Source organism: Pseudomonas sp. Irchel s3h17 (assembly GCF_900187505.1).
Classification (GTDB): domain Bacteria; phylum Pseudomonadota; class Gammaproteobacteria; order Pseudomonadales; family Pseudomonadaceae; genus Aquipseudomonas.
In genome coordinates, this window is record NZ_FYDL01000018.1 from 41,308 (window position 1) to 54,565 (window position 13,258).

The 13,258-nt window shown below is 61.7% G+C and carries 11 protein-coding genes; 6 read left to right on the forward strand and 5 right to left on the reverse strand.

The genetic code is table 11. The annotated features are described in order from the left end of the window. Nucleotides 1–84 precede the first annotated feature (84 nt). On the forward strand, nt 85–1,008 hold the full coding sequence (locus tag CKW25_RS22385) for a LysR family transcriptional regulator (RefSeq protein WP_095082642.1): 924 nt from the start codon (nt 85–87) through the stop codon (nt 1,006–1,008). Between the two features lie 87 nt (nt 1,009–1,095). Here CKW25_RS22385 and CKW25_RS22390 read toward each other — a convergent pair whose 3' ends face one another. Then, nucleotides 1,096–1,830 (reverse strand): phosphoadenylyl-sulfate reductase, encoded by a 735-nt coding sequence (locus CKW25_RS22390; protein ID WP_095082644.1) that lies wholly within the window; start codon nt 1,828–1,830, stop codon nt 1,096–1,098. 174 nt (nt 1,831–2,004) lie between these two features. On the opposite strand from CKW25_RS22390, the gene thrH reads away from it, so the two are divergent. Continuing rightward, entirely contained in the window at nt 2,005–2,622 is a 618-nt protein-coding gene (thrH, locus tag CKW25_RS22395) for a bifunctional phosphoserine phosphatase/homoserine phosphotransferase ThrH (protein ID WP_095082646.1), read from the forward strand. 163 nt (nt 2,623–2,785) lie between these two features. Here the strand turns inward: thrH and pabB are convergent, their stop codons facing one another. The 4 genes from pabB to CKW25_RS22415 all read right to left on the reverse strand — a co-directional run bounded on the left by pabB (nt 2,786) and on the right by CKW25_RS22415 (nt 7,336). Next, on the reverse strand, nt 2,786–4,129 hold the full coding sequence (pabB, locus tag CKW25_RS22400; RefSeq protein WP_095082648.1) for an aminodeoxychorismate synthase component I: 1,344 nt from the start codon (nt 4,127–4,129) through the stop codon (nt 2,786–2,788). Nucleotides 4,130–4,275: 146 nt separating this feature from the next. After that, nucleotides 4,276–5,262 carry an alpha-L-glutamate ligase-like protein gene (locus CKW25_RS22405; RefSeq protein ID WP_095082650.1) on the reverse strand — a complete coding sequence of 329 codons (987 nt, stop codon included), beginning with the start codon at nt 5,260–5,262 and terminating at the stop codon, nt 4,276–4,278. Beyond that, entirely contained in the window at nt 5,262–6,794 is a 1,533-nt protein-coding gene (locus CKW25_RS22410) for an inactive transglutaminase family protein (protein WP_095082652.1), read from the reverse strand. The genes CKW25_RS22405 and CKW25_RS22410 overlap by 1 nt, the downstream gene beginning before the upstream one ends. Before the next feature lie 5 nt (nt 6,795–6,799). Next, the gene (locus CKW25_RS22415) at nt 6,800–7,336 is read right to left on the reverse strand and encodes an ATP-dependent zinc protease (protein WP_095082715.1); all 537 of its coding nucleotides are present in this window, start codon (nt 7,334–7,336) and stop codon (nt 6,800–6,802) included. Nucleotides 7,337–7,609: 273 nt separating this feature from the next. On the opposite strand from CKW25_RS22415, the gene CKW25_RS22420 reads away from it, so the two are divergent. From CKW25_RS22420 to acnD, 4 genes are all read left to right on the forward strand, one after another. Continuing rightward, a complete protein-coding gene (locus CKW25_RS22420; protein WP_172736608.1) occupies nt 7,610–8,329 on the forward strand; it encodes a GntR family transcriptional regulator in 720 nt (239 codons plus the stop codon). Next, complete coding sequence (gene prpB / locus CKW25_RS22425; RefSeq protein WP_095082656.1) at nt 8,326–9,219, forward strand: methylisocitrate lyase; 894 nt, start codon at nt 8,326–8,328, stop codon at nt 9,217–9,219. The genes CKW25_RS22420 and prpB overlap by 4 nt, the downstream gene beginning before the upstream one ends. Before the next feature lie 174 nt (nt 9,220–9,393). Beyond that, nucleotides 9,394–10,521, forward strand: coding sequence for a 2-methylcitrate synthase (gene prpC / locus CKW25_RS22430; protein ID WP_095082658.1), 1,128 nt, complete (start codon nt 9,394–9,396; stop codon nt 10,519–10,521). Nucleotides 10,522–10,665: 144 nt separating this feature from the next. Next, a complete protein-coding gene (gene acnD, locus CKW25_RS22435) occupies nt 10,666–13,257 on the forward strand; it encodes a Fe/S-dependent 2-methylisocitrate dehydratase AcnD (protein WP_095082660.1) in 2,592 nt (863 codons plus the stop codon). The last annotated feature ends 1 nt before the right edge of the window (nt 13,258 follow it).

Below are 13,258 nucleotides of genomic sequence, written 5' to 3' on the forward strand. Positions count from 1 at the left end.
GCGCCCAGTATCGAAGGTCGATTACCTGCTGTGTAGGCGGTAATTGCGATAGTCTGTGTAAACTAAAAGTTTATAGTGGTGGCCATGGAGACCTTTAGCAGCATTGAATGCTTCGTGCGCAGCGCCGAGGTCGGCAGCTTTGCCGAAGCTGCGCGGCGCTTGAGCCTGACCCCGGCGGCGGTCGGCAAGAGCGTCGCCAAGCTGGAAGCGCGCCTGGGTGTCCGGCTGTTTCAGCGCAGCACCCGCAGCCTGACGCTGACGGAGGCCGGTCAGTTGTTTCTCGGTGAGGTCTGCGCCAGTCTGCAGACGATCCAGAATGCGGTGGCCAATCTGGCCAGTGCCGAAGGTCAGCCGGTCGGGACCCTTAAAGTCAGCATGGGCACGGTTTTCGGGCGCCTGTACATCGTGCCGTTGCTGGGTGAGTTCTTGCGGCGCTTCCCGGCGATCAACCCGGATTGGCATTTCGATAATCGCCAGGTCGATTTGATCGGGCAGGGGTTCGACGCCGCGATAGGCGGTGGCTTTGAGCTGCCCCAAGGGGTGGTGGCGCGCAAGCTGACCCCGGCCCATCGCGTGCTGGTGGCCTCCAGGGAGTACCTGGCGCGCCATCCCGAGGTGATCGAACCAGACGATCTCAAGCACCACGACGGTATCCTGATTCGCTCGCCGCAAACCGGTCGCGTGCGCTCCTGGCAACTGACCCGTCAAGGCCAGCAGCACAGCCCGCTGGTGCTCAAGGCGCGGATGACCATGAGTGACTCGGAAGCGGCCTGCGCCACGGCGACCCAGGGCTTGGGTATTGCCCTGGTGAGCATGCCGTTCGCAGTGGGGTATCTGGAGGCGGGGACCTTGCTGCGGGTGTTGCCGGAGTGGTACGTCGATGACGGCAACATCTCGATCTATTACGCCGAACACAAGCTGCTGCCGGGCAAGACCCGGGTCTTTGTGGATTTCATCATCGAGCAATTTACCGGGCAGCAGCTGGCACAGCGCTTCAGTGCGGTGTGAGCCGGGCTCGAAATCGAGGTGAGGCATTCGCGAGCAGGCTCATACCCTCAGGGGGGGCGAGCCTGCTTCTGCAGGAGGAGAGGAGGGTCAGGCTTTCTTGATGATGTTGCCGACGTGCAGGCCGCACTCTTTCTGAGTGGCTTCTTCCCACCACCAGCGCCCTTCGCGTTCGTGCTGGTTGGGCAGCACTGGACGGGTGCAGGGCTCGCAGCCAATGCTGATGAAGCCGCGCTCATGCAGGCTGTTGTACGGCAGTTCCAGCATGCGGATGTAACCCCAGACTTCTTCGCTGCTCATTTGCGCCAGCGGGTTGAACTTGTACAGGGTGCGTTCCGGTGTCGAGAACGCGCTGTCGATTTCCAGTACCGCCACCTGGCTGCGGGTGCCCGGGCTCTGGTCGCGACGCTGGCCCGTGGCCCAGGCGCGAACGGTGGACAGCTTGCGGCGCAGCGGTTCGATCTTGCGGATACCACAGCATTCGCTATGACCGTCCTTGTAGAAACTGAACAGGCCTTTTTCCTTGACGAAAGGTTCCAGCCTGGAGTGGTCCGGCGAGACCAGTTCGATCTGGATGTTGTAGTGCTCGCGCACCTGGTCGATGAAGCGATAGGTTTCCGGGTGCAGGCGCCCGGTGTCCAGGCTGAAGACCTTGACGTTCTTGTTGAGCTTCCAGGCCATGTCCACCAGCACCACGTCTTCGGCGCCGCTGAAGGAGATCCACAGGTCGTCCCCGAACTCGGCAAAGGCCAGTTTGAGAATGTCCTGGGGCGATCGGGTGGCATAGGTCGCGGCGAGTTCAGCGACGTCGAACGATGGGCTCATCAAGGCGGTTTCCTACAGGTCGGTGGCGCTAAGCGCTCTCTATAGTGGCGATGGTAGCAAAAACCCGGGGCAACGGGTGCGCTCGTCTGCGTTGCGCCTATCGGTTCGACTCGCTAGAGTTCGGCAGTCCTTTTGCTCGCTCAACTCAATAATCAGTACAAATGGGAGTGTGTTGTGGAAATTGCCTGTCTCGACCTGGAAGGTGTATTGGTCCCGGAAATCTGGATCGCGTTTGCCGAAAAAACCGGGATTGAATCCCTCAGGGCAACCACCCGGGATATTCCCGATTACGATGTCCTGATGAAGCAGCGGCTACGCATTCTCGATGAGCATGGCCTGAAGCTGTCCGACATCCAGGAAGTGATCGGCACCCTCAAGCCGCTGGACGGCGCCATCGAGTTCGTCAACTGGCTGCGTGAGCGCTTCCAGGTGGTGATTCTGTCCGACACCTTCTACGAATTTTCCCAGCCACTGATGCGTCAGCTGGGTTTCCCGACCTTGTTGTGCCACCGCCTGGTGACCGATGAAACCGGTCGAGTGACCGGCTACCAGTTGCGTCAGAAAGACCCCAAGCGTCAGTCGGTGCTGGCGTTCAAGAGCCTTTACTACCGGGTGATCGCGGCCGGCGACTCGTACAACGACACGACCATGCTGGGTGAAGCGGACGCCGGCATCCTGTTCCATGCCCCCGACAATGTGATTCGCGAATTCCCGCAGTTCCCGGCGGTGCACAGCTTTGCCGAGCTCAAGCAGGAGTTTCTCAAGGCCTCGAACCGTGAGTTGAGCCTGTAAGTGAACATTGTGGCGAGGGAGCTTGCTCCCGTCGGCCGATCCGCGCTCGGGCGCAGCAGTCGTAAACCGGTACACGCGTGCTATCTGAAGATTCGCGGTGTCAGGTTTTGGGGGCGCTCCGCACCCCAGCGGGAGCAAGCTCCCTCGCTACAACAGCCCTGCATCAGAGGCTTTGCAAGGTATCGAGCAACACCTTCACCTTGGTGATGGATTCCTGGTATTCGGCCTGCCAATCCGAGTCGGCGACGATACCGCCTCCGCCCCAGCAGCACACCTGACCGTCCTTGACCAACAGGCTGCGGATGGCGATCGAGCTGTCCATTTCCCCGCGAACGTCCAGATACAGCAACGAGCCGCAGTACAGGCCGCGACGGGTCGGCTCCAGCTCGTCGATGATCTGCATCGCACGGATTTTCGGTGCGCCGGTGATCGAGCCACCGGGGAAGCTGCCGGCGATCAGGTCGAGGGCGTCTTTGCGGTCGGCCAGTTCGCCGGTGACGCTGCTCACCAGGTGATGGACATTGGGGTAGCTTTCCAGGCTGAACAGTTCCGGGACGCGCACCGAGCCGACGCGGCAGGTACGACCGAGGTCGTTGCGCAGCAGGTCGACAATCATCAGGTTTTCCGCGCGATCCTTGGGGCTGGCCAGCAGTTCGGCGGCGTTGGCCGCGTCTTGTGCGGCGTCCTGCCCGCGTGGGCGGGTGCCTTTGATGGGGCGGGTTTCCACATGGCCGGCGCTGACTTTGACGAAGCGCTCGGGCGACAGGCTCAGCACGGCCCCACCGTCGGGCAGGCTTTGAAAGCCTGAGAACGGCGTCGGACAGGCTGCCCGCAGGGCGCAATACGCCGCCCAGGCATCGCCTTGGCAGGACGCGCGGAAACGTTGGGCAAAGTTGACCTGATAGCAGTCACCGGCCTGGATGTAGTGCTGGATGCGCTCGAACGCTTGCCGATAGTCGTCGGCGCTCAGGTCGGGCTGCATGGCGCCGTCCAGGCTGAACGCTGCATCGGTCGCTAGAGGGTTCTGGCTGAACAGGCCGATCAGGCGCTGGCGCTCGATTTCGTTCAGGTTGGGATGAAACACCAGTTGGCTGGTGCCGTGCAGGTGGTCGCTGATCAGGGCCCAGTCATACAGGCCGAAGCGTGCATCGGGTAACTGAAGGTCATCCAGGGCGCGGGAGGGCAGGGCTTCCAGGTGACGACCGAAATCGTAGCTCAGGTAGCCGATCAGCCCGCCAGCGAATGGCAGTTCGAAGGGGGCCGGCAGGCTGGCTTCACCCAGTCGGGCCAGGGTGTCGCGCAGGCGTTGCAGGAACGCACTGCCGCTTTCGTCCGGTGCCACTGCCAGCGTTGCCAGCGGCCAGGCACTGAGCAGGTCATAACGGCCGCGCTCGGCACTTGGCCGGCCGCTGTCGAGCAGCACACTGCCCGGGGCATGGCGGATCGCCGCAAAATAGTGGGCGGGGTTGGCGTGATAGGGCAGCGGGTATACGGAGCAGGTCGACATGGGCGGGGTAGATCAGCCATCGAGGCGGGGTGGCGATTGTAGACCTCTGTAGGAAATGCCTCTAGAGGGGGATGTCGGGAAGAGACACATGATAGGCGTCTGAGAGGCTCCTGTGGCGAGGGGGCAAGCCCCCTCATCACAAGGCGTCAGCCTTCGACTGGCGGAATATGCCCGAACATCTCCTGGACAAAGCGCACGCGCTCTTCCACGGTTTCGCTGATGCCCTTGGCCTTGAGTTCTTCCAGGCGCGCCTCGACCGCATGGGTGCGCAGTGTCAGTCCGCAGTCGTTGGCAATCTGAATGTTCAACCCCGGCCGTGCGTTGAGCTCAAGGATCAGCGGGCCTTTTTCCTGGTCCAGCACCATGTCGACACCGATGTAGCCCAGGCCGCACAGCTCATGGCAGCCGGCGGCCAGCTTCATGAAACCGTCCCAGTAGGGCAGTTGCACACCGTCGACCGCGTTGGTGGTGTCCGGGTGCTTGGCGATGATGTTGTTCAACCAGGTGCCGCGCAGCGTCAGGCCGGTGGCCAGGTCGACACCGACGCCGATGGCGCCCTGGTGCAGGTTGGCCTTGCCCCCGGACTGGCGGGTCGGCAAACGCAGCATGGCCATGACCGGGTAGCCCATCAGCACGATGATGCGAATGTCCGGTACGCCTTCATAGCTGATGCTTTTGAAGATCTGGTCGGGAATCACCCGGTACTCGATCAGCGCGCGGTCGCGGTGACCGCCCAGGGAATACAGGCCGGTCAGGATGCTGGAAATCTGATGTTCGATTTCCTCATGGCTGATGATCTTCCCCGACACGGTGCGATAGCGCCCCTCGAAGCGATCGGCGATCACCAGGATGCCGTCACCGCCGGCCCCTTGTGCCGGCTTGATCACGAAATCGCTGCGCTTGCCGATGATCTCGTCGAGCTTTTCGATTTCCTTCTCGGTGGAGATCACGCCGTACAGTTCGGGCACGTGAATGCCGGCTTTGATCGCCCGTTCCTTGGTGATGATCTTATCATCGACGATCGGGTACAGGCTGCGCTTGTTGTACTTGAGCACGTAGTCGGCGTTACGCCGGTTGATGCCCATGATGCCCCGCGCCTCCAGGGCCTTCCAGGTCTTCCAGAAACCGAACATTACGAATCAGCCTTGAGGAAGGCTTTGAAGCGCACGAGCTCGGTCAGGCGATAGCCGCGATAACGACCCATGGCCAGCATGAAACCCACCAGGATCAGCAGGATCGCCGGGAACGTGAACACGAAATACACCAGTTCCGGCACGCTCATGATCAGGTGCGCCAGGGAGGCGGCGAACAGGGTGCCGATCGCGACTTTCATGGCATGGCCACCACCGCGCTCTTCCCAGGTGATCGACAGGCGTTCGATGGTCATGGTCAGGATCACCATCGGGAACAAGGCCACCGACAGTCCGCGCTCCAGGCCCAGCTTATGGCTGAACAGGCTGATGGCGGCAATCAGCACTACCACGAAGGTCAGCACCACTGACAAGCGCGGCAGCATTTGCAGCTTCAGGTGTTCAAGGTAGGAACGCAGTGACAGGCCAAGGGCGGTAATCACCGTGAACAGCACGATGCCGAAGCCCAGCTGGGTTTCGCGGAAGGCCAGGGCAATCAGCACTGGGGTAAAGGTGCCGAGGGTCTGCAGGCCGATCAGGTTGCGCAGCACCAGGATCACCAGCACGCCGATCGGGATCATCACCATGATCATGAAGGTCTGCTGGGTTTCCAGGGGCAGGCCGTACAGCGAGTATTCGAGGAAGTTGGCGTCGGTGTTTTCGTCGGTCAGCTTGGCCAGGCGAATGGCGTTCATTTCGCTGTTGTTCAGGCTGAAGGTGACGGTGGCTTTCTTGCCGCCATCGACGGTGATCAGGTTGTCATCGCCGGTCCACCACAGCAGGCGGTCGGTCGGCAGGCCCTGCTCGCCGGTTTCCGGGTTGAAGTACAGCCAGTCGGTGCCGTTGAAGCTGCGCAGCCACAGTTCCGGTGTTTGCGGCTGGTCGGCCACCAGGCGAATGGTGTGGACCTTTTCCACCGGGACGTGGGCGATGGACAGCAGCAACTCGACGATCTTCGCCTTGTGTGCTGCTGACGGGTCGCCGGCCAGGAGCATCTTGGCGTTGTCGTCGTTGCTGTTGTTGACCCGCTTGATCGCTTCGCTGATGAAGGTCTCGACGTCGGCCGAGTGTTGGCGAATCGGCGCGAGCAGGGCTTCGGCGGCAATTTTTTCCGGGCCTTCGATGGCGATGCTGTCGCGGAAGGTCGGGCCTTTGATCTTGGGCTTTTCAGCGGTGTAGCGCTTGGTCAGCACCAGCCGGTAGTAAAGGGTCTGGTTGCCCTTGGCGCGGCGAGCCGACCAGGTGACCTTGCGGTTGCCGTCGACACGGTTGACCGCCACGCCATAGTTGTTGGAGATGAAGCTTTCATTGAGGCTGACGTAGTCGCGGCTCAAGGGCGGCACGAACATCTGGATCTTGACCGGGTCCTTGGCGCTGGCGACGAACTCGACCTTGGCGTCGATGTTCCACAGGTCGTCGGTGGCGTCTTCGGTCACCGGGATGCCCAGCACGAAAATCTGATAGGCCGTAACTGAAATGCCCAGCACCACCAGGAGGGCGATCAGCATTTTCAGATGAAGGGTAAGAGCGCGCATGGGTATTACTCTGCGGTGTGAGCGGCGGTGGCGCAGGCGGGTTTGCCAGCAGCGTATTTAAGGCTAGGGTCGACCAGTGCATCAAAGCGTTTCAGGGCTTCGGAGCCGATCAGGAGCGGGTATTGGAATGCACTTCGGTCGGTCAAGTTCACTTCTATGCTGCGCAAAGCCGATCCCATGCAGATATCCAGCTCGATCACCGGGCGCGCCGTGTACTTTTTTCCCTCCTCGGGATCGTAGTCGCCAGCGCGGCGCTTGATCTTGCTGACCCGCGCCAGCGGGCGTTCGATCGGGTGCGAGTGGGCGGCGTCGATGGCCAGGTAGAAACGTACCCAGGACTCGCCGTTGCGTTTGAAGCGCTTGATGTCACGGGCACTGAGGGAGGCGGTCTTGGCCCCGGTGTCGAGTTTGGCCGCGACTTCCAGGTCGATGCCTGATAGCTGTGCGTACTCGTTCAGGCCGTACACAGTCTTTTCTCCGGCGAAGCCGAGGCCAGGCAGGCAGAACAGACAGAACAAAATAGGGAGGTGCTTGAGTCTCATAAATCCTGGCGCGTTGCTGTCCATTCTTCAGTTCAAGGTGACTGGCATTACTGCGCAAGCGCCCTCGGGTGTCTGTCATAAGAAGATGACAGGCAAATGCGGGCGGCATTCTAGCACGGTGTTTTTCTGGTGCCAGCGCCGGCGGTGTCCTTTACTTTAGTTTTACCAACGGCCTTTATTAGACGATTGTCGACAATCGCTCGAATTACTTTGACTGGTAGCGGGATATTGGTTAGTTTTTGTCGCACTGACTTGCAAGGTGTCGACAATATGCTGGATCAACTCGATCCCCCGGTGATTGCCCCGGACGATTCGGAAACCCTTTCCGAGAACGTCTTCCGTCGTATCCAGGCGGCCATTGTCAAAGGCGAGATCGCACCGGGCAGCAAAATCTCCGAGCCTGAGCTGGCGCGTACCTATGGCATCAGCCGCGGGCCGCTGCGTGAAGCGATCCACCGCCTGGAAGGCCAGCGCTTGCTGGTTCGCGTTCCCCATGTCGGCGCCCGAGTGGTATCGCTGAGCCACGCCGAGCTTCTGGAACTCTACGAAATCCGCGAATCCCTCGAAGGCATGGCCTGTCGCCTGGCGGCCGAGCGCATGAGCCGCGAAGAAATCGACGAGCTGCGCCAGGTGCTGGAAACCCACGAGCGCGATGCCGCGTTTCAGGCAGGCGTCGGCTACTACCAGCAGGAAGGCGATTTCGACTTCCACTATCGAATCATTCAGGGCAGTGGCAACCGCACGCTGACGCAGATGCTGTGCGGCGAGCTGTATCAACTGGTGCGCATGTACCGCATCCAGTTTTCCGCCACCCCCAATCGGCCACGCCAGGCGTTTGCCGAGCACCACCGGATTCTCGATGCCATCGCCGACCGTGACGGCGAACTGGCCGAGTTGTTGATGCGTCGACACATCGGCGCTTCAAAACGCAACATCGCCCGTCACTATCAGGACGGCGCCCATCAGACAGTCACTCCACGAGGTGAGTCATGAGTTCCAACAAGAGCACACCAGGCCAGCGTTTCCGTGATGCGGTTGCCAGCGAGCAACCGTTGCAAGTGGTCGGCGCGATCAATGCCAACCACGCGCTGCTGGCCAAGCGCGCCGGTTTCAAGGCCATTTACCTGTCCGGTGGCGGTGTCGCTGCCGGCTCCCTCGGCGTACCGGACCTGGGCATTACCAGCCTGGATGACGTACTGACCGACGTGCGCCGTATCACCGACGTCTGCGACCTGCCGCTGCTGGTCGACGTGGACACCGGTTTCGGTTCCTCGGCCTTCAACGTGGCCCGTACCGTGAAGTCGATGATCAAGTTCGGCGCCGCGGCGATTCACATCGAAGACCAGGTGGGCGCCAAGCGCTGCGGTCACCGCCCGAACAAGGAAATCGTGACCCAGCAGGAAATGGTCGACCGTATCAAGGCCGCAGTCGACGCGCGTACCGACGACAGCTTCGTGATCATGGCCCGCACCGACGCCCTGGCGGTGGAAGGCCTGGAGTCGGCGCTGGATCGTGCCGCCGCCTGCATCGAAGCCGGTGCCGACATGGTGTTCCCGGAAGCGATCACCGAACTCGAGATGTACAAGCTGTTCGCCAGCCGCGTGAAAGCGCCGATCCTGGCCAACATCACCGAATTCGGTGCCACGCCGCTGTACACCACCGAGCAGCTCAAGGCCGCCGACGTGTCCCTGGTGCTGTACCCGCTGTCGGCTTTCCGCGCCATGAACAAGGCCGCGGAAAACGTCTACACCGCGATCCGCCGCGACGGTACGCAACAGAACGTCATCGACACCATGCAGACGCGCATGGAGCTTTACGATCGCATCGACTACCACACCTTCGAGCAGAAGCTCGATGCGTTGTTTGCCCAGAAAAAGAGCTGAATCAAGCCCTGTAGGAGCGAGCACGCTCGCGATGGACGTCAACGATAACGCGGGGCCCCTGATACACCGAGGTGTGCCGTCCACCATCGCGAGCAAGCTCGCTCCTGCAGGGGCGGGGTAATCCCGACCAATGTATTTGCCGATTCCCTAACAAATTCAAGATTGGAGAGAGCAATGGCCGAAGCAAAAGTATTGAGTGGCGCCGGGCTGCGTGGCCAGGTTGCCGGGCAAACCGCCTTGTCCACCGTGGGCCAGGAAGGTGCAGGCCTGACCTATCGTGGCTATGACGTGCGCGAACTGGCGGCTGAGGCACGCTTCGAAGAAGTGGCCTACCTGCTGCTGTACGGCGATCTGCCGACCGAAGCCCAACTGGCGGCCTACGTCAGCAAGCTGAGCAAGCTGCGCGACCTGCCGCAAGCACTGAAAGAAGTGCTCGAGCGGATTCCGGCCGACGCCCACCCGATGGACGTGATGCGCACCGGTTGCTCGTTCCTGGGTAACCTGGAGCCTGAGCAGAACTTCAGCGAGCAGCACGACAAGACCGACCGCCTGCTGGCGGCGTTCCCGGCGATCATGTGCTACTGGTATCGCTTCAGCCACGACGCCAAGCGCATCGACTGCGTGACCGACGAAGCGTCCATCGGCGGCCATTTCCTGCACTTGCTGCATGACAAGAAGCCGAGCGAGTTGCACGTCAAGGTGATGAACGTGTCGCTGATCCTCTACGCGGAGCACGAGTTCAACGCGTCGACCTTTACCGCCCGCGTCTGCGCCTCGACCTTGTCCGACCTGTTCTCCTGCATCACGGCGGCCATCGGTTCGTTGCGTGGTCCGCTGCACGGCGGTGCGAACGAGGCGGCGATGGAAATGATCGAGCGTTTCTCGTCGCCGGAGGAGGCCATCAAGGGCACTCTCGGCATGCTGGAGCGCAAGGACAAGATCATGGGCTTCGGTCACGCGATCTACAAAGACAACGACCCACGCAATGAAGTGATCAAGGGCTGGTCGAAAAAGCTGGCGGAGGAAGTGGGCGACACGGTGTTGTTCCCGGTCTCCGAAGCCATCGACAAGACCATGTGGGAGCAGAAGAAACTGTTCCCGAACGCCGACTTCTACCATGCCTCGGCGTACCACTTCATGGGTATCCCGACCAAGTTGTTCACGCCGATCTTCGTCTGCTCGCGCCTGACCGGCTGGGCGGCGCATGTGTTCGAACAGCGTGCCAACAACCGCATCATCCGTCCGAGCGCCGAGTACACCGGCGTTGAACAGCGCAAGTTCGTGCCAATCGAACGTCGCTGAATGGTGGAGGCTTGACGCGGGGATCTGAGTTCAACGCAGATCCCTGTAGGAGCGAGCAAGCTCGCTCCTACAGAGGATGGTGTGAACTTCAAATCTGGCGCCAGGCCCCACTCTTTGAAACTACCGTGCCCCGAGTCCTGACCGATGAACACAGAATTCCGTAAAACGCTGCCCGGCAGCCACCTGGATTACTACGACGTCCGCGCGGCGGTCGAGGCTATCCAGCCCGGCGCCTACGACACCCTGCCGTACACCTCCCGCGTGCTGGCGGAAAACCTGGTACGCCGTTGCGACCCGGCCACGCTCACCGACTCCCTGAAGCAATTCATCGAGCGCAAACGAGACCTCGATTTCCCGTGGTTCCCGGCCCGCGTGGTGTGCCACGACATTCTCGGCCAGACCGCGCTGGTGGACCTCGCCGGCCTGCGCGATGCCATTGCCCTGCAAGGTGGCGATCCGGCCCAGGTGAACCCTGTGGTGCCGACCCAGTTGATCGTCGACCACTCCCTGGCCGTCGAGCGCGGTGGCTTCGATCCAGAGGCGTTCGAGAAGAACCGCGCCATCGAAGACCGTCGCAACGAAGACCGTTTCCACTTCATCAACTGGACCAAGAAGGCGTTCAAGAACGTCGACGTGATCCCGCCGGGCAACGGCATCATGCACCAGATCAACCTGGAGAAAATGTCTCCGGTGATCCAGGTGCGTGACGGCGTGGCGTTCCCTGACACCTGCGTCGGCACCGACAGCCACACCCCGCACGTCGATGCCCTGGGCGTGATCGCCATCGGTGTCGGTGGCCTGGAAGCCGAGAGCGTGATGCTCGGCCGCGCATCGTGGATGCGCCTGCCGGAAAGTGTCGGTGTCGAACTGACCGGTAAGCTGCAACCGGGCATCACCGCCACCGACATGGTGCTGGCGCTGACCGAGTTCCTGCGCAAGCAAAAAGTGGTCGGTGCGTGGCTGGAGTTCTTCGGCGAAGGCGCGTCAAAGCTGACCCTCGGCGACCGCGCGACCATTTCCAACATGGCCCCGGAATACGGCGCCACCGCGGCGATGTTCTACATCGACCAGCAGACCATCGACTACCTCAAGCTCACCGGCCGTGAAGACGAGCAGGTGCAACTGGTGGAGAACTACGCCAAGCAGACCGGTCTCTGGGCTGACAGCCTGAAAGGCGCGCAGTACGAGCGCGGGTTGACCTTCGACCTGTCTTCGGTGGTGCGCAACATGGCCGGCCCGAGCAACCCGCACGCTCGCCTGGCGACCTCGGATCTCGCCGCCAAAGGTATCGCTGGCCAGTGGGAAGACGTACCCGGCCAGATGCCGGACGGCGCGGTGATCATTGCCGCCATCACCAGTTGCACCAACACCAGTAACCCGCGCAACGTGATCGCCGCCGGCCTGCTGGCGCGCAACGCCAACAAGCTCGGCCTGACCCGCAAGCCATGGGTCAAGTCGTCCCTGGCGCCGGGTTCGAAAACCGTGGCGCTGTACCTCGACGAAGCGGGCCTCACCGATGAGCTGGAACAGCTCGGTTTCGGCATCGTGGCCTTCGCCTGCACCACCTGCAACGGCATGTCCGGCGCACTGGACCCGGTGATCCAGCAAGAAATCATCGACCGCGATCTGTACGCCACCGCCGTGTTATCCGGCAACCGTAACTTCGACGGCCGGATTCACCCATACGCCAAGCAAGCGTTCCTTGCTTCGCCGCCACTGGTGGTCGCCTACGCCATCGCCGGCACCATCCGTTTCGACATCGAAAAAGACGTGCTGGGCGTGGTTGATGGCAAGGAAATCCGCCTGAAAGACATCTGGCCGAGCGACGAAGAAATCGACGCAGTGGTGAAAGCTTCGGTCAAGCCTGAGCAGTTCCGCCAGGTGTACATCCCGATGTTCGCCATCCACGAAGACACCGGCCCGAAAGTCGCGCCGCTGTACGACTGGCGCGAAATGAGCACCTACATCCGTCGTCCGCCGTACTGGGAAGGCGCGCTGGCCGGGGCACGTCCGCTCAAGGGCATGCGCCCGCTGGCGGTTCTGCCGGACAACATCACCACCGATCACTTGTCGCCTTCCAACGCCATCATGCTCGACAGCGCCGCCGGCGAGTACCTGGCGAAAATGGGCCTGCCGGAAGAGGACTTCAACTCCTACGCCACCCACCGCGGTGACCACCTGACCGCGCAGCGTGCGACCTTCGCCAACCCGAAACTGTTCAACGAAATGGTTCAGGAAAACGGCAAGGTCAAGCAGGGTTCGCTGGCCCGTGTCGAGCCGGAAGGCCAGGTCATGCGCATGTGGGAAGCCATCGAAACCTACATGGAACGCAAGCAGCCGCTGATCATCATCGCTGGCGCCGACTATGGCCAGGGTTCGTCCCGTGACTGGGCAGCGAAAGGCGTGCGCCTGGCGGGTGTGGAAGCGATCGCCGCCGAAGGTTTCGAGCGTATCCACCGTACGAACCTGGTGGGCATGGGGGTGTTGCCGCTGGAGTTCAAGCCGGGCACCGACCGCAAGACCCTGGGCATCGACGGCACTGAAACCTACGATGTCATCGGCGAGCGCACGCCGCGCGCCACCCTGACGCTGGTCATCACTCGCAAGAATGGTGAGCAGGTCCAGGTACCGGTGACCTGCCGTCTCGACACCGCTGAAGAAGTCTCGATCTACGAAGCCGGCGGCGTGTTGCAGCGCTTCGCGCAGGACTTCCTCGAATCGGCTGTTGCCGTCTAAC